A 24,647-nucleotide genomic window follows, 5' to 3' on the forward strand; every position below is an offset into this window, starting at 1 on the left:
TATAGGTCATGCAATACCTCCTTATGATAGCCAATAATTATTCCCAATTCAGTTTAGAAATTATACTAACTTAATCCTAGCATAATTCATTAAAAGAAGTAGTTGAAATGATAGACCAGGGTGAACTATAAATGATGTTGGTGTGGAATGAACCTGCCTCGGAAGATTATCGAAACATCAAACGCCTATTTTCCCTTAACCCTTGATGCAATTTAGTTTATAGGTGATAATTAAGTGAACTATTCTTTATTTTTAAGTGTATTAATTTTTCAGGATTTCTATAAGAGAAAATATAGAATGGTTGACTTTTAATGTTCTGGAAATATATTGGTTTATAAGAATCGTATTAAAAATATAGCGCTTTGATAGGCTTATCTTATCTTGTAAATAAATCACAGGAAGGATTAAATGTATGAAGAAAATTGTATGGTTATTTATTGTAATAGGCTTATTATTAGTAGTTGGAATTGGAGGGAAAGTGTTAATGGATAACCAGAAGGATAGAGAAGTAACAAGAGAGCAAAAAGCAGAAGTAGAGATAACAGAGGCAGAGAGAATGTCAGTAGTAGCACTGAAAAATACCTTTGCAGATATAAAGTCTATAAAATTTAAATATACTGATTTTAATGCGATGACGGGTTCATACGGGATGGAAATTGAAATGAGTAACCTGGAAGGAAAGTCAGTAGAGTTTGATTACTCATTTTCTGAAGGTATTAAAGAAATATCTAGTTATAAAGTTGTTGATGAAAATGGTGTTCAAAAAGAAGGGAAGACCGCTGGTAAAGTTGAAGTGATTTATTCTAATGGAAATAAAGGAGAAATATAATGAGTTCAGAGCTTACTTACAAAGACTTAAGTGAATGGGTATATTTTTTGGATGGCAAGCATGAACAGCACTTTTATATGGAAGTGGGCGATGTTAGAAAGTTTGGCGGAGTGAAGTATGAAATCCTTAAAATCGAAGACAACACATCCAATGGTATGCAAGCCATGGCTGTAGCACCCGTCAAAAATAAGATCGTAGATACTTCAGAAATAGTCATTGCGTATGCTGGGACAAATCCAGGCGATAATCTAGACATCCGGACAGATATTCAGACTGTTATTGTTGGTAGTAAGCAGCTAGACACCTCTACGCCGATTAAGCCAGCTGATTCTCTAATTGACGGGCAGGTTATCACCGCAGAAAAATTTGCGGAAGCTGTTAAAAATGATTACCCGGATGCGGTTATGACAACAACAGGTCATTCCTTGGGAGAATTCCTCGCATTATATGTAGCAGCCGAAAACGGTTGGAAAAATGTTGGATTTAATGGGCCGGATCCTTATAAAATACTTTCAGATGATGCAAAAGTTTGGGTTGCAGAAAATTCAGGGATGCTATTTAATTATCGGAATAAAAAAGATTGGCTCCTCGGCAATCATGGCGGCAATGGAACAGGAGCAGAAATCTTAATTGACATGGATATGAGTGTGCCTATAAAAGACACGTTGAAATTCGAAAGCCATAACTTGAGTACTTGGGAGTTTGATGAGAAAGGTCGACTCATTATTAAAGATACATACGCCAATAAAGATGCCCGTCTGGTACAGGCAGAAAAAATAATGTACACGAGAATGATTGAATTGGCAACGCTTGCAAAGAAATTAAAAGCGAGTGGCGGAGGGTTATCTAGGAGTGAGGAAGTTTTCTTGAATGATACGGAAGCATTGATAGCTATAGAATCTGCCTCTAATTCAATGAAAATAGGATTGGAATACGTAATAAAAGTTTACCAAGACGCCATACTTGAAGTGGAAGAAATTTGGACAGAGGGTATTCAAAGAGCAAAATTAATAGGTACTGAATTAAGTTATTATGAAATCATCGATGCTTTAGCAGCAGGAGGGGCAACAAAATATGCGATTGTAAATAAACCAACTGCTGAATATCAGGCGAAAATAGCTAAGGCTAAACAAATCGGGGAAAGCTTTAACCAACTCGCTACAGAAATCAAGAGTAGTATTAAAAAAGTAAAAGATACCGATGAAGACTTAGCAAGGCAGATTAGCCAAGGAGTGTAAGAATGGAGAATTTAGAATACGTCGAGGAAGAGTACCGTTTAAAGAGACGAATTTATGAGGAACAAGAAAATGATTTACTACGCAAAAGAAATAAAGGCATAGAAACACTGGAAGAAGTTCAGGATCGGAGTCGCTATTATTTAAAAGACTTTGTTCCTGAAGGTGACATACTTACTCGAGGGCTCCATCAAATCGAACAAATGAAAAAAGAAATTTTGGAAATGGCAAGGGCTGACCGGCAGAATCTTGCTAGAAAACTCGAAAAGTTAGATGAAGATTATCATAGTCAAATGAGAAAGTTGATTGAAAAAGATAGACAGGGGGATGGCTTCAAATGCTAGAGGGCTTTTTGGTTGGTTTGAAAAAAAGAGCGGAAAAGTCGATTATTCAAGGAACCTTAGCTAACGCAATGACTTCGAAAATAGTTCAAAACCAAAGGAAAACCGAAAAAAATATAGAAGTAGAATGCTCGACTATAAAAGAAAAAATGAATGATGTATCTGTAAACTTAGGGGAGGCAGTGAAAGGGCAATTCGGAGATAAAGTTAGAAAATCGATTGAAATTCAATCGGAAAAAATTAATGAACTTCATGAAAAAAGATAGGGGGTATTAAGTGTGATGATTGTACTCCTCCAAACTGGATGCTATGACGCTGCTTTAATAGAGGGAAAGGCAATAGAAGAGAAAGACGTTCTTCAAACACATTGCGTATTCCCCTCATAATCTACCGGTTTATTCAAAGACAGTAGACGAAGCCTTCCATTATTTGCTTTCCTCTTTCTTGACCTTCGCAGATTCAGAGTCTGTTTTTACAAAACCAAAAACATCATCTTTTCCACAAGCTAAATATAAAACCCCTAAATAACCGATCAACATGACCACATGTGTGCCAATTGGTAGTCCTTTCAAATAGCCGCTAATGATAAGATAAGACGACACTAATATCCATATTATGCAAAATGTAATCAGAAGTCTTTTTTTCATTAACAACTCACCCATCCCAGTTAAAGTTTTATTAACATGTGCTAATCCTGATAATATAAATCCCAAAAAGAGCAGTGAGTTAAATAACGGCAAGAATATTCCAGCAGCCCAATAAACGACTCCTAGGCCTTCTATAACTATCATGCTAGTTATAATTAATATGAAGATCGAAAAGGAACCAATTACTGCCGTTAGAATAATTCTTCCCACCAAGTATTCTCTTCCTATAAGTCCAGCTATCGTTAATCCTAAAGAGCATATGAATGGATGAATTAGATAAGCAAACAATAAAGGAATTGGACCGTGATTGAAAAGTGCATAAATGCTCAATAGAGTTAAAAAAACAAAGAACCACATGAAAAACTTTTTATAAGTCATTCAATCCCTCCTCATAGTGGCCAATAATTTTTCCGGAATCAGTTTGGAAATTATGCTATCTCAATCTTAGCATAATTCATTTATCTTTTTATCTACAACATTCCATAACCTGGCCTGTTTGAGGAAGACTGATTATATTGGAAATTAATTGAAACTCTAAAACAAATATAACATGGTGAATTATAAATGAAGTTGCAATGGACTAAACAAGCATGTAGAGTATTTCAAGCATTCCAGCCAAGACGGGTGAGTCTGCTCCAAGTGTGCTTTTATTGAGCGCCAAAACATAATTTCCATTTCGGTTGATATAGAAATTAGGCTTTATGTTTTTTTTCAGTGCATGCTATAGCATAAAAACCCGCGGCGAGGGATCTGAATGGAATAGGGTACACGCTACGCGAATCCTTCTTCAACTCACTGCTGAGTCGGCATTTCTTCCCACGAATAATTGGGTATGGTTGCTACCCATAACGTATCTCCCATGATATCCACATCCCAAACGACGGTATCCTCGGCATCAAACACTTTTTCAGGTTTTCCGTCCTCTTTCGTACCGATGGAATAAAGAGCTTCCCCTCTATTTGTGATTCCGAATAATTTATCTCCTTTTTTAATAAATTTAACTACCATTTCATCAACTTGAATCTTTCTCCAATTATCCTCATGAAGATTTCGGGTCCAAATGCCGCTTTCTGTAGTAATGAATAGTCTATTATGAATCACTTTTATATCAACAGGTACATCGTGACTATTCGGCATGGTTATTTTGTTCCAGCCGTCTTTTGTCTTTTGCAAAACTTCCCATTCCTCCGTGAGTCCTAGCAAATCACCATTATCCGATATTTGAATCGCATAAAATGTTTTAGGAACTTTAGCTTTTTCCCAACTTTCCCCTTGATTCGTTGTATAATGAATAACTCCATTTGATAGCACAGCTATATGATTGTCGATTGAATAATCTACGATTTCTATCATGTGGTCTACTGAAAGAATTTTTGTTCCTTTACTTTTTGATGTAATACCTGCCCATATTTCTTTTTCGGTTGCTGCATATAATCGATCATTCATATCAAACCACGCGTGTGTTATATAATTATTAACTTGGAGTTCTGTCCATGATCCTCCATTGTTATGGCTCCACTCAAAAAAAGGTTGCTTGGTTGTACTAAATTGTGTTGGCTTTTTGTCTCCCCATACCGCTAATTTCTTGCTTCCAGCGACAACACCCGTAAGTGCCATCCCTTTTTTGGTCAGGTTATTGGTACCATTACGTATGGATAGTAATCCACCACCGAAAGGCAACTTATGAATGGCACTGACCACTTCTCCGTTTTGGGCATTGAATGAAATCGAAGTAAAACGGTTATCTTGGTCATTTCCAAAAACTGTTAGAATGGGCTTTCCATCAATACTATCTAGTGTAAAGTTATAGCCCGTTGCCCAATCCTTTCCTTGTTGAAGTCCATAGATATCCTTTGCTAGTCGGAGAACATCAGGGCTATCCAACTTAATTTCATCGTAGGGTATTATTGGACCCGGAGTTTGCTTGCTCGGACTAAACACGGTAATTTTCTTTTCTGAGATACCAATTAGTACATAATCATCTGTACCTGGAACGATAAAGATCATGAACCATTTAAAGCGTTTTCCTGTTTCTCCTCTCGAACCTCCCATCGTTTCATCCACACTGTTTACACTTGTAAGTGTTGCGTTTACGTTCCATTCTTTTGCACGCTGCAATCCAATGTCAATCGCTTCTTTTAGCGTAGTTTCACCTTCTGAAGCGATTCCTTCATGACTCATCAAATTTACAAAAACTAAAAAAATAATTAATAAAACAGAGATTTTTTTAAAGAAAATCAAAATTACCACCATCCTATGAGTAATACGCTTTTTTAGGATGGAGTAAATCCTTCGTTATATACCTTCTTCTTATATCGAAGAATCCTAATTGCACTAACCGAGCAATTGCTTTGAATTTTTAACGTTGTGCTACAATATACTCAAGATTATGGGGCATTATCAGACTATCGATAAAAAGAAATCTTTTGAAAGGAAGGAGCTATATGATTCAAACAAAAAAAGATGTCGTTCGATTTGAAAGGGATTTGAAAAAAAATCCAAAATGAACTTGAAAGTTTTACAGAAGACCGCTTCGATGAAAAAATCAAAGAAAGCTGGGAACAGTTAAGGTTTATTGCAGCAAGAGAACGTTTAAAAACAATGCCGGTCGACACGATTTCGACCTTGGAAAAAGGCATGCCCATTAATAGTTTAGTCCATCACGGTTTCAAGACGATTTATGACATACGAAATGAGAGTATAGAAGATTTAAGAATGATAGATGATATTGGCCCAGTAAGTGCACAGGCGATTTTTGAAGCGACATCGAAAATCATCACCTCTGTTTATAAAGAAGCGACACCTAAAATAAACCCTTATCATTTATCAACAGATGATTTAGCATTGTTGGAAAGCATTTATCGGAAATGGAAGCTCACTGACGCAGTACAAGTTTTGAAAGAAGCGATTGAAACGTTAAGTCAACAAGTTGGAACTGACATTCAAATTGCAAAGCGGAAAAAAGGTTTTTTAGGAGGTCTATTCCAATCAAGAGCTGAGAAAGAGCATGTGGAACTTACATTAAGGGAATTAAATCAAGAAGCGCATCAAGCAACTTTGCGTAAAGTGAAAAAGCAGCTCATACATATACATCAATTTGCAGTTGACCAGGAACAACTCAAGAAGCATTTCATCGAAAAAAACGCGGCCTATTATACTGAAATCGAAAAAGTAATTGGTTTCGATGCTACTGCGATAGCGGAAGATTTACCGAATGAAATTATCGAGGAGATTCAAGCGTTTCCTTTAGATACAACGGGGCTGAAAGTAGATTTACGGTACTACCAAACGTTCGGGGCGAAATATGCCTTGTATTATAAACGCACTTTACTCGGCGATGAAATGGGGCTGGGGAAAACGATTCAAGCATTGGCGCTGATCAATCATTTATTCCAAAATGATGGGGGGTATTCAATCGTTGTTTGTCCTTTAAGCGTGTTGGTGAATTGGAAACGAGAAATTCACCAACATTCAAATTTAAATGCATTCATTTTCCATGGCAATCAACGTGCATCAGCCTTTACGAAATGGCAAGAAGAAAAAAGCCAGATTACCGCGGGAGGTGTCGGTTTAAATATCCAAGCGGCCAACATCGTCATCTTATGTGAACCGCAGTGGAAGCCTTCGATTGAAGAACAAGCGATCAGCCGTGCATATCGTATGGGGCAGTCACGGAATGTCGTCGTTTATCGGCTACTGACAGAGGACAGTATCGACGTGAGTATGCTAGAGTTGCTAGGCCAAAATGCAGGTTTGTTTGATCTGTATGCGAGAGAGTCTGAAGTCGGGTCGCTCGCTTTAAATGACTACGGGGAAGGCGAAGATGAATCACTTAAGCAGAAAGTGTTGCAGCTTGAGAAGGAACGGTTGAAGGAGAAGGTTGGGTGAGAAATTGTTCGTGGTTACTTTATAGGTTATGCCAGGTAATGAGTGAGTACTCGTTAACTTTTTTAGGGAAAATAAAAGAGTCTATTAATCATGAAGGAGTACCTAACCGTTTGAAAAAACCAGGGAATTGTTGATAAAGAAGTAGAATTTAAAAAAGACTAATAAAAGAAATATATACGTTAGGAAAATAAAAAATAGTGACCTTTGTGTTTTACTTTATGAAATTGTAAAGGATTTGGAATATGTTTACGCGAATTAATAACCATAGCAGCTTATTATTGTGGTAAAATGAGACTATATACACAAGCTTCTAATATTAAGGGTTGTACATGAACAATCAAACTTATTTCACTTAATTTCTTGAACCATTCTCAAAAAGAACTTGCATAAGTTGCAACATTAACTTGAAAATAGTATCTTCTCTAGTCCACTCACGCTGTTAACACACGCAAAATTATTCGTTGAAAAAATATTGCAACAAGTCATTAGCGCAGCGGATTTACCGGAAAATTCATGGACAAAAGCTTGATCTACTAAACGAAAATGAATATTTAACATCTGGAAGTGCTATTCCTATTCTGCGAAGCCGACAATATCGTTGTTATAGAAAAGTTGTCTAAAATTCCCTCCAAAGCTGAAATATTTACAGGAAGTCTAGCCTACTTAGACAATTAAATAATGATGAGATTGAAATGGTAGACAATTGCCACAAGAAATTATCATATTGGCTAAGTACGAAAATGTTGAAGTTGTGACCAAGGAGAAGGTATTTGAGCAGTTGAAAGAGAAGCAGAAGGAAACGAGTTTATGAGTGTAGAAAGCAGTCGCTAAACATAGTCTGTTTAATTACATTCATAATTCATATTAGTATATAAAAAGAAAGAGGGTTTTATCATGTCAACAGCAAACGTTGGTTTTGAAGAGAATTTATGGCTTATGGCGGACAAACTTCGTGGAAGTATGGACGCATCGGAATATAAGAATGTAGTATTGGGACTTCTATTCTTGAAATATGTATCGGATTCATTTGAAGAAAAGTTTGCGGAACTGCAAGAAGATGAATGGGCAGATCCGGAAGATAAAGATGAATATCTAGCGGAAAATATTTTCTGGGTGCCGAAAGAAGCACGTTGGACTTTCATCAAAGAAAACGCAAAAAAACCTGAAGTTGGACAAATCATTGATAGTGCGATGATTGCAATTGAAAAGGAAAACGAATCACTGCGGGGTGTACTGCCAAAAGATTATGCACGACCTGCGCTTGATAAAACAAGACTTGGTGAAACGATTGACCTATTTTCATTTAAAGTAGGCGACAAAGAGAGTCGTGCACAAGATGTCCTTGGACGTGTCTATGAATATTTCCTTGGTAAATTTGCAAGTGCAGAAGGTAAAAATGGTGGAGAATTCTATACACCAAGTTCTGTTGTAAAACTACTTGTTCAAATGCTAGAACCGTATAAAGGTCGTGTCTATGATCCTTGTTGTGGATCAGGGGGCATGTTTGTTCAAAGCGAAAAATTCGTAGAAGAACATCAAGGAAAACTTGGAGACATAGCAGTATACGGACAAGAATCAAACCCAACAACTTGGAAACTAGCAAAAATGAATCTTGCGATACGTGGAATTGATGGCAATATTGGAGACCATAACGCTGATACATTTCACAATGACCTCCATAAAGGCTTAAAAGCCGACTATATCATCGCAAATCCTCCATTTAACATTAGCGATTGGGGCGGGGAAAAATTACGCGAAGATGTTCGTTGGCAATACGGGACCCCACCAGTCGGAAATGCGAACTACGCTTGGATTCAACATATGGTATCGAAGCTTGCACCATCAGGAACTGCAGGATTTGTACTTGCAAACGGTTCGATGTCTACGAGCACAATAGCAGAGTTAGAAATCCGTAAAAATTTAATAGAGCAAGATTTAGTAGAATGTATTGTTACATTGCCGGGTCAATTATTTTATTCAACCGCAATTCCAGTTTGTATTTGGTTTGTTACACGTAATAAGGCGAAAAATAGTGAAAAGGAACGCAAAGGTGAAATCCTTTTTATTGATGCAAGAAAAATCGGTTCAATGTCAACACGTACATTAAAAGAATTTTCCTCTGAAGATATAAATAAGATTGCTGATGTGTACCATGCTTGGCTAGGAACAAATAATCAAGTATACAAAGATATTGCTGGTTTCTGTAAAGTTGCCAAATTAGAAGAAGTGCGTGAACATGAATATATTTTGACGCCAGGACGATATGTAGGACTTGAAGAAGTCGAAGAAGATAGCGAACCATTTGAGGATAAAATGGAGCGAATAACTAGCGAACTAGCTGAACAATTCACCAAGTCGAAAAGGTTGGAAAACCAAATCCGTGGAGCTTTGGAGGGTATTGGTTATGGGGTTTAAATTAATTGATTACGCTTTGCATGAAGTTTTAACAATTAAATATGGGAAGAATCAAAAAAAAGTTTTGGATGAACAGGGCAAGTATCCTATTTTGGGAACTGGCGGAATAATGGGGTATGCGAATCAATTTTTATATGATAAACCATCGGTGTTGATTGGACGTAAGGGCAGTATAAGAAAAGTAAGGTTTATCGATCGACCATTTTGGACTGTTGATACGTTATTTTATTCGGAAGTAAATGAAGAAATTGTTTATCCAAAATTTATTTATTATTATTTATCCCAAATTGATTTTGAACATTATAATGAAGGAACAACTATTCCAAGTTTAAGAACTGAAACATTAAATAGAATTTCAATTTCGTTACCGTCTAAACCTGATCAAAGAAAAATTTTAAATACAATAAACCCAATAGAAGAAAAAATAAATGTAAATGAAAAAATTATATCTAACCTTGAACAACTCGCCCAAACACTTTACAAACGTTGGTTTGTCGATTTTGAGTTTCCAAATGAAAACGGTGAACCCTACAAATCGAGTGGTGGTGAAATGGTCGATAGCGAGTTGGGGAAGATACCTAGTAATTGGGAAATTAAGGCTATAGAAGAATTAATAAATGTGATTGATAACAGAGGAAAGACCCCTCCACAAGTAAAAAATAATACAAAGTATCCAATTATTGATGTCAAAGGCCTTTCTGGTACATCTAGAATTATTGATTTCAATAACTGTCTGAAACACGTGAATAGAGAAACTTACGAAAATTGGTTTAGAAATGGACATCCAGAAGAGTACGATATATTATTTTCAACTGTAGGCAGTATAGGCTCAATAAAGTTATTTTATGGTAAAGTAGGGTGTATTGCACAAAATGTAGTAGCATTACGTTCGAAAAATATAAGTCCTTTTTATCTCTATCAATATATTGATAGAGAACAAGAAAGAATTAAAACATACGATATTGGTTCAGTACAGCCGAGCATTAAAATAACGCATTTTATTAAAAAGAAAATATTGATTCCGAGTTATAATATTGAAAAGGAATTTCATGAAGTAATTGAGACAATATCCCATAAAATTTACTCTCTAACCAAAGAAATCAGAGAGCTAGGAGAATTAAGAGACACGCTACTTCCAAAACTTCTTACCGGAGAAATCGAATTGCCGGAGGAAATCGAGGTGACTGAAGATGTACCAATTTCATGAGAATGATCTTGAACAAGCAACGCTTGAATGGCTTGAAAGTCTAGGGTACGAGACTGATAGTGGACCGAATATTGCTGTGGACGGGGAATCGCCTGAACGGGATAGTTACTCCAAGGTAATGTTGAATGGGCGACTTGAAGATGCGCTCATGCGAATTAATCAAGGGGTTACAATGGAGTCTATTAAGCGTGCAGTGCAGTTGGTGACGATGGCTGAGTCTCCAAACTTAATTGTAAACAACCGAACTTTTCAAAAGTACGTGACGGATGGCATTGATGTTGAAGTTCGAACGGCCGATGGACGAAACACTGTGGAAAAGTTGTGGTTATTTGATTTCGATAATCCGGAAAACAACGACTTTTTCGCGGTGAATCAGTTCACCGTTATAGAAGGAAATAACAATAAACGTCCAGATGTCGTTGTGTTTGTGAATGGTTTGCCACTTGTAGTTATTGAACTCAAAAACTCGACGGATGAACAAGTGGGAATTTCAGAAGCATACCATCAGCTGCAAACATACAAATCAACGATTCCCTCATTATTTCAATTCAACGTTTTTTTAGTAACGAGTGATGGAGTGAATGCACGAGCAGGCTCACTTACAGCAGATGAAGAACGGTTTATGATGTGGCGAACGATGGATGGTAAGACTATTGCGCCTTCCACCGTCCCGCAATTAGAAGTGCTTCTGCAAGGGATGTTTAAACCGGCAGTACTACTAGACTTATTGCGCCATTTCATCGTTTTTCAAACAGATGGTGAGAAGACTTTCAAAATTCTTGCGGCATACCATCAATATTACGCTGTCAATAAAGCAGTAGAAGAGGCAAAACGGGCAGCAGCTGAAACGGGTGACCGAAAAATCGGTGTTATTTGGCATACGCAAGGATCGGGGAAAAGTTTGTCGATGGTTTTTTACACCGGAAAGCTTGTCCTTGAAATGAATAATCCGACAATCGTGGTGTTAACAGATCGTAACGATTTGGACGATCAGTTGTTTAACACGTTTTCGATTTCAAGTGATTTATTGCGTCAAACGCCCAGGCAGGCAGACAGCCGAAGTGATTTGAAAAAGTTGTTGGCTGTTGAAGCGGGTGGTATCATTTTTACAACGATGCAGAAATTCGCTCCTGAAGAAGGGTTAACCCACATGGACGCCTTAACAACACGTCGCAATGTCATTGTCATGGCGGATGAAGCGCATCGTACCCAATATGGCTTCCAAGCGCAAGTGACGACAACAGATGACGATGTCGCTACGAAATATGGCTATGCCAAATATATGCGTGATGCGTTGCCGAATGCTTCATTCATCGGGTTTACAGGGACGCCAGTTGAAGCATCCGATAAAAATACACCAGCTGTTTTTGGAGATTATATTGATATTTACGATATGACACAAGCAGTTGAAGACGGTTCGACAGTTAAAATTTATTATGAAAGTCGCATTATTAAACTTGATTTACCAGAAGGGCTAGATATTGACACAGAGTACGATGAAATTACTGAATTCCAAGAGGAGGCCGACAGAGAACGTTTGAAGTCTAAATGGTCACGTCTTGAAGCACTTGCTGGCGCAGAGCAACGAATCCAAAGATTAGCAGCAGATATGGTAAATCATTTTGAAGCAAGACAGGATGCCATGTTTGGAAAATCAATGATTGTAGTGATGAGTCGGCGAATTGCAATTGATTTGTACCAAGAAATTGTGAAACTCCGTCCGGATTGGCATTCAGATGACGATGATAAGGGTGTTATTAAAATCATCATGACGGGAACATCTAGTGATCCAGAACATTGGCAACAGTTCATCGGTAATAAAAAACGTCGAGATCATCTTGCAAGAAGAATGAAAGACGTCAAGGATGAATTAAAAATTGTTATCGTTCGTGATATGTGGCTGACTGGATTCGATGTGCCATCCTTGCATACTATGTATATCGATAAACCAATGCGTGGACATAACTTGATGCAGGCGATTGCGCGAGTAAACCGTGTATTCCGGGACAAGCCTGGTGGATTAATAGTTGACTATATTGGCATTGCAGACAGTTTAAAAGAAGCACTGAAGCAATATACCGACAGTGATCGAAGCAATACCGGAATCGATACTTCACTCGCAGTTGATATTATGTTAGAGAAATTCGAAATCATACAAGATATGCTTTACAAGCATACGTATGATAATTTTCATTCAGAGAAAGCAACAGACAGAATGAAAGCTATCACAGAAACAATGGATTTTATTATCGGTCTTGGGGAAGAAGAAAAGAAGCGATTCATGCAAGTTGTTACGGAACTGTCGAAAGCATTTGCACTCTGTGCGACTGAATCAGAAGCGCAGGAATTAAATGCAGAAATTGGTTTCTTTAAAGCAGTTAAAGCGGGGATTGTGAAATTGATTCCAACAGAAGGTACGAAGAAAACTTCTTCCCAAATCGATGCGCAGCTGAACCAACTTATTTCTAAATCCGTCATTTCTGATGAAGTCGTTGATATTTATTCATCACTCGGACTGGAAAATCCAGACATTTCAATTCTTTCAGACGAATTTTTAGCTGAAGTAAAAGCATTACCACAGAAAAACTTAGCAGTTGAACTGCTAAATCGTTTATTGCAAGGAAAAGTAAAAAACGTGCAACGCACAAACTTAGTAAAGGCTCAAAAGTTCACTGACATGTTAAATAACGCCATTAACAAATACAACAAACGTGCAATTGAAACATCAAAGGTTATAGAGGAACTAATTGCACTTGCAAAAGAGATGAATGACTCCTACAAAGCTGGTGAAGAAACTGGCATGATCAAAGAAGAAGTAGCATTCTATGACGCGCTTTCCTCTCATGAAACAGCGGAACAAGTTCTCGGTGATGATATCCTAAAAGTAATCGCGCATGAGCTAACAAAAGCAATCAAAGAAAACATGAGCATTGACTGGAACTTACGTGAATCCGCGAGAGCGAAAATGCGAATTACTGTTCGAAGACTGTTGAAAAAATATGGCTATCCACCTGATTTGCAAAAGTTAGCGGTAGAGACGGTTGTGAAACAGGCTGAGTTGATGGCTGAGAATATATAAAATAAACTTTTGGATCCCCTTTTATGTTTAGATTTTAATCTATCATGAAGGGGTTTTGTTTAATAATGTGTCATAAATAAACAACGTAGTAATTTAATGGAAGTAGAAACAGGCAGAGGATAGTTATTTTTTTGGGGGGCGATGTTCTTTTTTCTAGATAAATTAATATTGATTTATAATATGTTGTTTTTAACAATGAATAAAACTCTTCGTGAAACCATTAATCAGTCTAACTTAAGAAATTGATAGGATTCGTTTGGAAAAGATAAAGTGTAGTCTATTCTCTCGATCTAAAAAAAACATATATCTCTATTGATTACTTAAATGATTAGCAAATAACAGAGTTTCTGTTGAAAGTATTCTGAAAATACGGTTGTTTTTTTCAGGTTTTTAAAGTTACCTACACCTCCTATGTTTTCTCCTAATAATACTCTATAACCTGGGAATAAGGAAAAGTTAGTTTGTATGAAAGATACACCCGATTTAAAATGTATTTTAAACCGGATGTTCTTGATGGGGTACTAATCGTAAATGCTTTTCAATATCACCAGAGTTTATTTTCTTTGAAAAGAACATGAATTCTTGTCCAAGTGTTGGCTTCGCAATCGAATAGTTTAAGTAATACCTTTCGTATTGATATTGATCATATAATTCTTCGATTTCATTAGCAACGTCATATGTGAGGATCCAGAACCTATTTCGCATTTTATTTTTGATTACATCGGCCAATTCGACATGATCATGGTGAGTGTAAAAGTTTGTGTATAAGTCAGGTCCTTTATCATAATAGGGTGGGTCGAAAAACGTTAAAGATTTCCGAGTGTGCTTTATCTCTTTTTCAATGAAATCTTTAGCATCGTAATTACAAACCTTGATACGATCGGAATAAGATGATATAAGTTTTATTCTGTCAATAATTGTACTTTTATTGAACCTACAATCCATTTTGTTGAAACTATCTTGATTTTTTCCGCCGATAACCCCTGCTTTAATAATACCTGAAAAATTTGTTCGATTTAAAAATAGTGTTGAAAAGGCAAGTCGAAGTTCATCAGTTTCTTTTTTATTCAATTGGATTTTTTTCTGTGAATACCATTGTTCCATATTGATAGGTGTTTCATTAATAAGTTCTATAAGACTATTGGAATCATTTTTAATGACATTCCATAATGAATAAATACCAGGGTCATAGTCATTAATGATAATACGTTTCACATCATTATTTATCAATAAACGAAGTGCAACAGCAGCTCCGCCGGCAAAAGGCTCAATATAAGTTGTAATGTCATTTTTAGCAACTAAATGTCTTACGTATGGATATGTTTTATTTTTACCTCCGGGATATCTTAAGGGAGAAAAATTAGTCATAATATCACCTCTGCTGATCATAACTGTTTTAGTTATGATTGACTAGAAATTTCACCTACCATTATTTGGATTGCGGCAAACCATCGTCTTTCAATTTCCCAAAGAGCATCTGTAGAAGGTTCACGATAATTTCCGTGGGCAACAATATTTAGCTCATCAGGATCCCTTTTATTGTTTGCTTCATTAATTATTCTAGCAACTGTTCGATCCGCTTTTTGGAGTTCCTTGTAATTCCCTTTCCCCGGGTTGGTACATTCTTTTAATAGGCTATCAATGGATAGTTGTTTAATAGCTTCTCCATTCTTAATGTTAAAATTTAATTGCTTGTGTAGAATGTATTCTTGAATAGTACATTCTAATAAAGTTCTAATTAAAACGGTAGATGCTAATGTAAACATTTTGACGTCTATCCGATGCAGTTCATACAAAGTGCGGGATATACCTACCACATTACCTGTATAATTTATTCCCTTGAAAGGATATGTTCTATTGGTAGGTTTATTTTGTCTCCTATTATTAGTTCCCTTACCATCAGTTTGGTCATCACCTGGCTTATTACTACCTGTTTTATCACTGCCTGTTTTATCACTGCCTGTTTTATCACTGTCTGTTTTATCACTGTCTGTTTTATCACTGTCTGTTTTATTACTGCCTGCTTTATCACTGTCTGTTTTATCACTGTCTGTTTTATCACTGCCTGCTTTATCACTACCTGTTTTGTCACTACCTGTTTTGTCACTACCTTGTTTATCAACACGCGGATTGCCATTTTCTAGATCCTCTTTAGAAGTGCAATTTTTACAGTCAAAGTATTTTGAAAGTATATCCAAAAATTCCTGATGAGTTTCATTGAGTATTTTCGATTGTATATTTGCACTTTTCGCGATATTAAAAAAGTTGTCAATTTCATTTTTTTTGTTTAAGACTCTCGTATTAATAACATCATCCTCCCAGTACATCTTAGCTAGAAGAACCAGTACCTTAATCAGTAAATCTTTTTTATTTTTATTTGTAGGTAGACTTAAAGAGTGGTTGACCTCGCAAAATTCTAATCCTAACCCTTCACTGTCTATATAATAAGTGTACATTCGATTCAAAATTAAATCTGTATCAAGTTTAGTATCTACAGTATTTAATAAGTAGGTAGAATTAGGCAAAACTTTATTGTAATTATCAAGAATAGTGTTCAAAATTGAATATCTATGGAGTGTTCTTTTTATAACAATGTTGCTTTCTCGGGACATTTGTGAAATTTCTTCCAATTCCCTCCCATTATCAAACATTTTTTTGTAGAATTTCATTTTAGAAAATTGCGACCAAAGCCTAATGCCATCTATATGCCTAGTTATTAATGCTCTATCAGCCTCTTCACGTGAATGTACTACATCTATTGGTATAGATTTGATAAATTGAGCACAATCATAGGATATTTTCGGTATACTTCTTTTTTTTGATTTTGCCAAGTCAGGGTTTTCTAATAACTTTAAAGATGACGTTCTGCGATTTCCTTCTAGTACGATGTATTTCCCTTCTTCTTCTTTTAAAGCAATTATTCTTTCGCCAGGAGTAAAGCCACCATAGTTATTAACCTTGTTAGTTAAATCGAGTAGTTCCTCATAATCTACTAGGTAATTAATTATTTCTTTTTGTGAAAAGTTTTTATTCTCACGTGTAGTAAACCTTGGATTCTGCTCATCAAGATATAACTCATTTAAACCAACAAATTTTGTTTTATACATTTTTTTCCCCCTAAGTAATTAAAATGTAAGGACTTCCAATTTGTATTTCATTATTTATTAGATAGGTCTAAACTTTAAAACTTGTGACAATTATACCATAAATATGTGTTGGTTGTATCAGGCATTTAGGTAATTGTGAATATCAGTGTTGAAATCCACAAAAGTAACAGTTTAACTCCAAAAACTTCACGGATAATCTATTTCAGTTAAAGATATATTAGAAGGAAAGAAATGAAACATAAAAGTTGGGCGATAATTGTAATCGCAAGGGAGACCGAATTTGATCGAAAACTTTCCGGAACAATTGAGATCTGAAAAAGGATAAAGGTTTTCGTTATACTTTGCCAATTGTACTTGGCCGAAGGAAGTCGTTGGTACTGCTTGGAATATTAATTAGCTTGCCTTATATTTGGATGATTGTGTTGATATTTTTTGACGTTACAAGTGGCCTACAGCCATCGTATTTTTAGCATTGCCTGTAGCTATAAGGTTGCGCTGGAAATTGTGAAAAGGTGCGCCACGTGAGGATGAAAAAAGTGCCATGAAATGGGCGTCATGGCATCATTGAGTGTTTGGGTTGTTATTTGCTTTCGGAATCTGGAATGGTTGATGGTACGCTGTGGAGTTCATCTTGATAAACCTTCAGCTATAGATAAGTAGCCGCTTGGAAAGTCGATTTCAACTGACTTTTGAAGTAGCTTTTTTATATGGCTAGGTGCCCCATCGGTTGGTGATCTCTAGCACGGGTACCTTTTCTAACTACCGGTATTTTCATTTCCACTGGCATATCATAATCCATAAATGCTTAAGAGAATATTGCTTTGTCGATTAACCCTCGGAAAATACCATCGTAATAGCCATAGAGGTTATGGCTGGTTTTCTTATTTGATGCTTGGAACAGGATGCTGATTGCTTGTAATGCAAATACTTCGAAGACTTCACCTTGAATGCTGAATTTCATGAGTCGGATTGAGTGTGTCCGGTAACTGCCATACAGTCTGCTTGCCGAATCTGCATTGTTTTCCCCTGTATATGATTTGATTAGATCCTAGAAACGTGTGTAATGTGTGATTATTTGAATTTGGTCGCCAAAACTATTAGTGGAGTAAGGGCGATTGACAGGTGTCGGGGGGACATGTCCCTTCGGTCATATATTTAAATGGACGAGGTTCATTTTTTTAGTATTTATCGAGGAGATCCAATTCGTATAGCATTGGAGTTGGACGAAACAAATTTCAAGCGATTTGTCATGATTATAGAATCTGCCGGAGTCATACATAAATCCATGGTAAGATTACAAAATGCACTGAACTTCGCTTATGCGCTATTTCTCTTTTTAAGAGAGAAAGGTCTGGATGGATCAACAATTAACAATATAGTCCGAAAGTGGTTTGTATTAACATTATTGACTGTCAGGTATTCGGGCTCAGCAGAAAGTGTGTTTGATTATGACATTAAACGCTTTGATGGGATGGATGATCCTCTGAAATTTCTTGAACGTACAGAAGCAGGGGAATTGTCGGGTGCTCATTGGGATCATCTCTTAGTGACTAATTTAGACTCATCAGTTAGAACTAGCCCATATTTCAATTTGTTTCTTATGGCGCAAGTTACAAGTAAAGATGTAGCTTTTCTTTCCAAATCAATAACTGTCCAACATCTAATAGAAGAAAGGGGAGATGTACATCACATATTCCCCAAAAAATACCTACAGAAAAATGGCTTCATTAACCGCTCACAATATAACCAAATTGCAAATTTTGTCTACACAGAACAAGTTGTCAATTTGGCAATAAAAGACCAAGCACCGAAGGAGTATTTGGCTAAGGTACAAGAGCAGTGTATTGGGGATATTCTCAACATCGGAGAAATAAAAGATCAAAATGAATTATAGCGTAATTTGGTAGCAAATTGAATTCCAGAATCGGTTTTTACTATGACAGCAGAAAATTATCACGACTTTCTCGAAGAACGAAGAAAGATGATGGCTCAAAAGATAAAACAGTTTTATCAGGGTTTATAATGAGTTGATGGCACTTGTGAATCTATTGCATTTTGCACTAAAAACAAAAAAAGGGATGGAAAGGACACTCTAAGATTCTGTTGAAAAGATTCCGAAGAGATGAAAATTTAAGTTTGTCTTTTCGTATTTTGAATTTTTTAAAAATGGAAACAAAGATTAACTATTATTTTGTTGAAATGATATAATAGTTATAGGGTAAAAGTAGTGTTTGTGGTACAGTAAAGGGATAAAAGATAGGGGGGCAATTATTTAAAAGTGTTGAACAGGAAAATACATATCCTTGATAAAATTGGGTTTAGAACGAATCAAAATAGAATGAATTTAGTCGAAAACCACAGCAAAGAGGGGGAAGACATCTATGAAAAAAATATTAGTATTTTTGTTTGCAGTATTGGTTTTAGTAGCATGTAATCATATGGGAGAATCTAGTAATCAAATTAAAGTTGATAATACTTCGCTAGAAACTGAAGGAATTGAAAAAGTAAAGAAGAAAGAACGAAAAGAACCTATAGTTCTTGAGGCTTATATGCCGACAAACGATTTGGATATTTATGGTTATGTAATGGTATTAATCAAAATTAAAAATAATAGCGACGAAGCAATAAAAATCCATCAGAGCGATTTTATTCTTTATGATAATGAGAGTGACACAGAGTTTGAGATTCTGGTTGACTTTGGTAATTATGAAGCTACACCAAAAGAATTAACATTAGCGCCGAATGAGGAGAATTATACGCTGGGTTATTATAATATTTCAATTGAAAGACCAGATATTTTTGGGGCTATTGATATAGAAGAGTTTGAAATGAAATACAATGGTGACACGGCTGTACAAGACGATATAATTGCATTAAAAGTTGATTTTCATGATGAATATGCAGGAATCATCAACGAAATAACGAATTCTCAAGAAGTAGAAACAGAAATTACTGATGAAAATATTAATCTCGGCAGTCAACAAGATTTAGTCATTTCTGTATATGGTCCACTTGATGATCGGGAGGCATATGTACGGGTACAGAATACATCAAGTAACGAAGTAATCTATTATGATTCTACAAAGCTATATGTTTATGACGATGTTAATAGATATGGGATTGACCCAAAGGTTTATGATTCAGCTATTAACGAACCAATGTTGCTTCAACCTGGACAAATAGTTGATTACAGAGAATTTTTTTTATTTGAAAATGACTATCAAAGTAGCGTTGAAATTGGTGGAAATATAAAAACAGGCAAATATGTCCCTAAAGAAGACGCTTCAGCGATAAGTGTTAATTATTATCACGAAGGCCAATTACCCCAAGACTTTTCCGATTATGATTAATGAAATTGGAAAATAATGTGGTATGATACTATTCAGACTCTACATTTGTAAGAGTGTATCTGAATGAAACAGAAATCGGAAGTCAATCCAATCGATGTTGGGGTGACTTCCGTTTTTGTTGGTAAAGCATTGTGAAACGATGGCTTAGAATTATGAAGTTCATTCAGTTTATGTGTTAAACTTATTTTGAATGTTTCAAAGTGTCATATTGAAGGATTAGATGATGTAGATTGCTGGAAATTTGTAGGAGCAGAATTAAGTAAGGTAAATATGTTGATAAACATTCTCGACTGTTCGAATTACCATAAACGTTAAAACCAACACGATAACTTCGTATGCAGTTATTCTTTTCGAATACTTCCTCATGAAAGGAGAAGTTGAAATGGAAGAACACATTTTAGATAAAGAAGAATTTTCTTGGATTCCGTTTTATAAGGAATTTGCGGATAGGTTATTAAAATATCGCGATGATCGGCAAACTTTATTAAAGCTGCTAGATGAAGCTTTTGAAGAGTCGAATATGAATAATCCTTTTGCAAAATCTGAACAAACCTTTGAAGATACAGATCCTTTTTCAGTTTTTGCTACTTTCAACCGTGGTATTAGTGATGAAAATCGGATTAGACTTGCGGAAAGTATCGGAAAAAGAATAGGTGTAACAACTGCAGTTCCAACTCAGTTTACAGGGATACCAAAATTGAACAATATGGGATCCATGTTTTTTAGATTTGAAAAAACTGAAACAGAAAAAGACATCAATAATCAATGGAATTTATTTGAAGATGCTTTATCTTATGCTGATCAAAACAATGAAGAAAACCATGATGACTTTATTGAAAGTTATGAAAAAGTCCGGAAAATCCCTTATGTTAAGTGGAAAATGACAATCGGATTATTTTGGATCCGCCCCTATTTTTATTTGAATTTAGATGCGAATAATAGAAGGTACCTCAACAAGGATGAGTTTTCATTCATCAAGCAAATTACGACGCTTCAAGATGTTCCGACAGGAAAAGAGTATATTGAATTGATTCAAAAGCTTCAAAACTATTTTGAACAAGATAATATCCCTTATAATAATTTTCCAGAGTTTTCACAACATACTTGGGTAGAATCCATTTCAACCCTAGAAGTGGATGACCATGATTACACTACTATGAATAACATTAATGATCAAAATAAGAGGAAATATTGGATATATACGCCTGGAAAAAGTTCATCTATGTGGGATGAGTTTTATAATGAAGGCATTATGGGGTTAAGACGAGGGGAGATGGGTGATTTAACTCAGTATGCTTCTAAAGAAGAAATGAAACAACAAATGAAGCAATTATACGGGGATGAGTATACGTATATAAATGTTGCTCATGCTGCGTGGCAGTTTGTGAATGAAATCCAACCGGGTGATATTATTTTTGCGAAAAAAGGTTTGAGTATTATCATTGGTTACGGGGTCGTCGAGTCAGAATACATATTTGATGCGGATAAAGAAATTTATAAACATGTACGAAAAGTAGATTGGAAGAAAAAGGGGGAGTGGTCGCACCCTGGACGAGCTGTAGCAAAAAGCTTAACTGAAATTACGCCTTACACTGAGTATGTAGAAAAATTAAAACGTATATTCCTTGCTGATAACAACGAAGAGGATGAAGAAGTGTTAGATGAGTTAGATGAGTTAGAAGAGACATACGAAGAATTTACTTCCCAAAACTTTTTAAATCAAGTATTCATGGATCGACCCGAGTACGAAAGATTGGTCAAAATATTAAAGATGAAGAAAAATCTAATCTTACAAGGAGCCCCTGGTGTTGGTAAGACATTTGCGGCAAAACGATTGGCATACTCAATAATGAATGAACAAGATAGCAGCCGTGTTAAAATGATCCAATTTCATCAGAGTTATAGTTATGAAGATTTTATGATGGGGTATCGTCCTGTTGAAGATGGTTTTAAACTTGAAGAAGGACCATTTTATGAGTTTTGTAAGAAAGCGGAAAAAGATAGTGAAAGAGAATACTTTTTTATTATCGATGAGATTAATCGCGGAAATTTAAGTCAGATTTTCGGTGAGTTGCTTATGTTATTAGAGAATGATAAACGAGGACATGAGTTGCAGTTAATTTATAGTAATGAAATGTTCTCAATTCCTAAAAATGTGTATGTCATTGGAATGATGAATACAGCTGATCGAAGTCTTGCGATGATTGATTATGCATTAAGAAGACGTTTTGCATTTTTTCATATGAAACCTGGGTTTAATTCGGAAGGGTTTCAACAAGTAATTCGTAAAGCAAACAATCCAAAGTTTAATAAACTGATTACCCAAATCCAACGTTTAAATGAAGTCATTACAGAAGATGAAACATTAGGAGAAGGTTTTGAAATAGGTCATAGTTATGTATGTTTTAATGATGTTGTGACAGATGAAGATTTATCCGTTGTGATTGAGTATGAGTTGCTGCCATTGTTGGAAGAGTATTGGTTTGATGAGCTTGAGAAATATAATGAATGGTCCCAGAAGTTTTATGGAGTATTAAATGATTAAAATTAAAAACATTTATTACATGCTCACATATGCCTTTCGGGTATTAAACAAAGTGAATTATAAAAAGATAGCTGTGGAGGAGTTTGCTCATACTGCGGATTTACTAGCCTCAATCCTGATAAAAGGTGTCAATAGTCAAGTGAAAAGAGGATTAGGGAAAGAATATATTCAAACGAATGCCGCACTTAGATCCCCTAAAGGAAAAATCAATGTGACACAGTCTATAAAACATCAATCTCACATGAAAAGTCAGCTCATCTGCAATTATGAAGTATATACAGAGAATACGTATATGAATCAAATTCTAAAAACAACAATGACGCGATTGTTAAAGTTAAGCGAAGTATCTCAAAAAAACAAACGTGAGTTGCGTAAGGCATTAATGTTCTTTTCAAATGTGGATCAAATTGAATTCGGGCCTATTAACTGGTCAGCTTTGAATTACACCCGAAATAATTCGACCTATAAAATGCTCATGAATATTTGTTATTTCATCATTGATGGTTTATTGCTAACTGAAAAAGAGGGAAATTATAAATCTGCCAACTTTATGGATGATCAAAAAATGCATAGACTATTTGAGAAATTTATTTTTGAATATTATCGCAAACACTTCCCGCAGTATAAGGTGAATGCATCCCATATCAAGTGGCAAGTCGATGAAGGCGATATTGAATTTTTACCCACGATGCAAACAGATATTGTATTGCGATCTGCAGAAAATACACTCATTATCGATACCAAATATTATGGGAAAACGATGCAAAGAAGTTTTAATAAGAAGTCTTTCCATTCGCACAATTTATATCAAATTTTCACTTATGTTAAAAATGAAGATATGATGAATAGTGGGAAAGTGAGTGGTATGTTGCTTTACGCGAAAACGGAAGAAGAAATAACGCCAAATGAAACATTTACGATGGCTGGTAATCGGATAGGTGTAAAAACAATAGATTTAAATATGGAGTTTTATGAGATTAGAAAACAACTTGATGGGTTTGTTGGGGAGTTTTTGTAACATGTTAAGGGTGGTACCTTTCGTTGGTTGTAATTATTTATTGAAGGTATTTATAGCTGCTGTGGAGAAGAAGAAAGTTCGAAAGGTGGTATTTAAAATGATAGAAAAAAAGCTTTCTTTTAATCAGATTTTTACAGCCGAAGATATATCAGAACCATTAGCTTCCGTAGCCAATAATGAGTATCATGAAATTAAGGATTACTTTGAGAATAAAAATTATGACGTTATTGGTTACAAAGAAGACGATAAGGTTATTGGTTTTCTTGAAAAGGAAATGAAGCATGATCTGACTAATCTACAAAACACAATGAAAGAATTCAGTATTTCTGATTTAATTACCAATAATACAAATTTATTGGATTGCTTGAAGCTACTAAAAAACAATACTCGTTTATTTTTGATAAACGAATACCAAATAGAATCAATCGTTACTGTGTCAGATATACAAAAACCCGCAGTTAGAATGTTCTTTTTTGGAATAATAACTTTTTTTGAAATTGAATTAGCTGAACTCATAAGTGCGTCATACCCAGACGATGAATGGCAGTCGATATTAAAATCCGACAGAACTGATTTTGCAATGCAAAGGCACCAAAATTTAATTAACAAAAATCAAGAAACTAATCTAATCAATTGCACACAGCTTTGTGACAAAACCGATGTACTATATAAAAGTAGTAAATTATTAGACGAATTCGTCGGTAAGAGTAAAAAAGAATCTAAAAGACTTTTTAACTCTATAAATGGCTTCAGAGATGCTCTTGCACATGGACAATCATTAACTGTGTGGTTCGAAGATAAGAACATAATTGAATCGATTGAGGAATTAATGATAATTACGAAAAAAATAATCAATCGTAACAACCTTAGTGCTGTAAGTGTATAAATGTCACGCCAAAAATAATTTCAAAATAAACATTTTCAACCTGTTGACGAGATATTGCGTCTATGCTGCGCTATATACTAAATTATAAACTTAACTTATT

At 35.5% G+C, this 24,647-nt stretch carries 17 protein-coding genes; 13 read left to right on the plus strand and 4 right to left on the minus strand.

Annotated elements, in window-relative coordinates:
* Positions 1-412 precede the first annotated feature (412 nt).
* From G8782_RS13700 to G8782_RS13715, 4 genes are read left to right on the plus strand one after another with little or no spacing between them, the layout of a single operon-like run.
* Complete coding sequence (locus G8782_RS13700; RefSeq protein ID WP_172372175.1) at positions 413-829, plus strand: hypothetical protein; 417 nt, start codon at positions 413-415, stop codon at positions 827-829.
* Positions 829-2,067 (plus strand): lipase, encoded by a 1,239-nt coding sequence (locus tag G8782_RS13705; RefSeq protein WP_172372177.1) that lies wholly within the window; start codon positions 829-831, stop codon positions 2,065-2,067. The genes G8782_RS13700 and G8782_RS13705 overlap by 1 nt, the downstream gene beginning before the upstream one ends.
* Before the next feature lie 2 nt (positions 2,068-2,069).
* Positions 2,070-2,408: a hypothetical protein gene (locus G8782_RS13710; protein ID WP_172372179.1), complete on the plus strand. Its 339-nt coding sequence runs from the start codon at positions 2,070-2,072 to the stop codon at positions 2,406-2,408.
* On the plus strand, positions 2,402-2,671 hold the full coding sequence (locus G8782_RS13715; RefSeq protein ID WP_172372181.1) for a hypothetical protein: 270 nt from the start codon (positions 2,402-2,404) through the stop codon (positions 2,669-2,671). The genes G8782_RS13710 and G8782_RS13715 overlap by 7 nt, the downstream gene beginning before the upstream one ends.
* A gap of 159 nt (positions 2,672-2,830) precedes the next feature.
* On the opposite strand, the gene G8782_RS13720 is transcribed toward G8782_RS13715, so the two are convergent.
* Both G8782_RS13720 and G8782_RS13725 read right to left on the minus strand, forming a co-directional pair.
* Positions 2,831-3,430 carry a hypothetical protein gene (locus G8782_RS13720; protein WP_172372183.1) on the minus strand — a complete coding sequence of 200 codons (600 nt, stop codon included), beginning with the start codon at positions 3,428-3,430 and terminating at the stop codon, positions 2,831-2,833.
* Between the two features lie 414 nt (positions 3,431-3,844).
* The gene (locus G8782_RS13725; protein ID WP_172372185.1) at positions 3,845-5,293 is read right to left on the minus strand and encodes a beta propeller repeat protein; all 1,449 of its coding nucleotides are present in this window, start codon (positions 5,291-5,293) and stop codon (positions 3,845-3,847) included.
* A gap of 360 nt (positions 5,294-5,653) precedes the next feature.
* On the opposite strand from G8782_RS13725, the gene G8782_RS13730 reads away from it, so the two are divergent.
* The 4 genes from G8782_RS13730 (at position 5,654) to G8782_RS13745 (ending at position 13,641) form a co-directional block, all read left to right on the plus strand.
* A complete protein-coding gene (locus G8782_RS13730) occupies positions 5,654-6,940 on the plus strand; it encodes an SNF2-related protein (RefSeq protein WP_172372186.1) in 1,287 nt (428 codons plus the stop codon).
* Between the two features lie 894 nt (positions 6,941-7,834).
* On the plus strand, positions 7,835-9,355 hold the full coding sequence (locus G8782_RS13735) for a class I SAM-dependent DNA methyltransferase (protein ID WP_172372188.1): 1,521 nt from the start codon (positions 7,835-7,837) through the stop codon (positions 9,353-9,355).
* Positions 9,345-10,562, plus strand: coding sequence for a restriction endonuclease subunit S (locus G8782_RS13740; RefSeq protein WP_172372190.1), 1,218 nt, complete (start codon positions 9,345-9,347; stop codon positions 10,560-10,562). The genes G8782_RS13735 and G8782_RS13740 overlap by 11 nt, the downstream gene beginning before the upstream one ends.
* Positions 10,546-13,641, plus strand: a complete 3,096-nt coding sequence (locus G8782_RS13745) for a type I restriction endonuclease subunit R (protein ID WP_172372192.1) — start codon at positions 10,546-10,548, stop codon at positions 13,639-13,641. The genes G8782_RS13740 and G8782_RS13745 overlap by 17 nt, the downstream gene beginning before the upstream one ends.
* A 495-nt stretch (positions 13,642-14,136) precedes the next feature.
* On the opposite strand, the gene G8782_RS13750 is transcribed toward G8782_RS13745, so the two are convergent.
* Together G8782_RS13750 and G8782_RS13755 are read right to left on the minus strand one after the other, a co-directional pair.
* Entirely contained in the window at positions 14,137-15,009 is an 873-nt protein-coding gene (locus G8782_RS13750; RefSeq protein WP_172372193.1) for a DNA adenine methylase, read from the minus strand.
* Between the two features lie 32 nt (positions 15,010-15,041).
* Positions 15,042-16,748: a hypothetical protein gene (locus tag G8782_RS13755; protein ID WP_172372195.1), complete on the minus strand. Its 1,707-nt coding sequence runs from the start codon at positions 16,746-16,748 to the stop codon at positions 15,042-15,044.
* Positions 16,749-17,907: 1,159 nt separating this feature from the next.
* On the opposite strand from G8782_RS13755, the gene G8782_RS13760 reads away from it, so the two are divergent.
* From G8782_RS13760 to G8782_RS13780, 5 genes are all read left to right on the plus strand, one after another.
* Positions 17,908-18,642 (plus strand): hypothetical protein, encoded by a 735-nt coding sequence (locus G8782_RS13760; RefSeq protein WP_172372197.1) that lies wholly within the window; start codon positions 17,908-17,910, stop codon positions 18,640-18,642.
* A gap of 487 nt (positions 18,643-19,129) precedes the next feature.
* The gene (locus tag G8782_RS13765) at positions 19,130-20,098 is read left to right on the plus strand and encodes a membrane lipoprotein lipid attachment site-containing protein (RefSeq protein ID WP_172372198.1); all 969 of its coding nucleotides are present in this window, start codon (positions 19,130-19,132) and stop codon (positions 20,096-20,098) included.
* Between the two features lie 382 nt (positions 20,099-20,480).
* Positions 20,481-22,643 (plus strand): McrB family protein, encoded by a 2,163-nt coding sequence (locus G8782_RS13770; protein WP_172372200.1) that lies wholly within the window; start codon positions 20,481-20,483, stop codon positions 22,641-22,643.
* On the plus strand, positions 22,636-23,661 hold the full coding sequence (mcrC, locus tag G8782_RS13775; RefSeq protein ID WP_172372202.1) for a 5-methylcytosine-specific restriction endonuclease system specificity protein McrC: 1,026 nt from the start codon (positions 22,636-22,638) through the stop codon (positions 23,659-23,661). Before G8782_RS13770 ends, mcrC begins: the two co-directional genes overlap by 8 nt.
* Position 23,662: 1 nt before the next feature.
* The gene (locus G8782_RS13780; RefSeq protein ID WP_172372204.1) at positions 23,663-24,547 is read left to right on the plus strand and encodes a hypothetical protein; all 885 of its coding nucleotides are present in this window, start codon (positions 23,663-23,665) and stop codon (positions 24,545-24,547) included.
* Positions 24,548-24,647: the final 100 nt, after the last annotated feature.

The organism is Sporosarcina jiandibaonis, assembly GCF_013184495.1.
GTDB classification, from domain to species: Bacteria; Bacillota; Bacilli; order Bacillales_A; family Planococcaceae; genus Sporosarcina; species Sporosarcina jiandibaonis.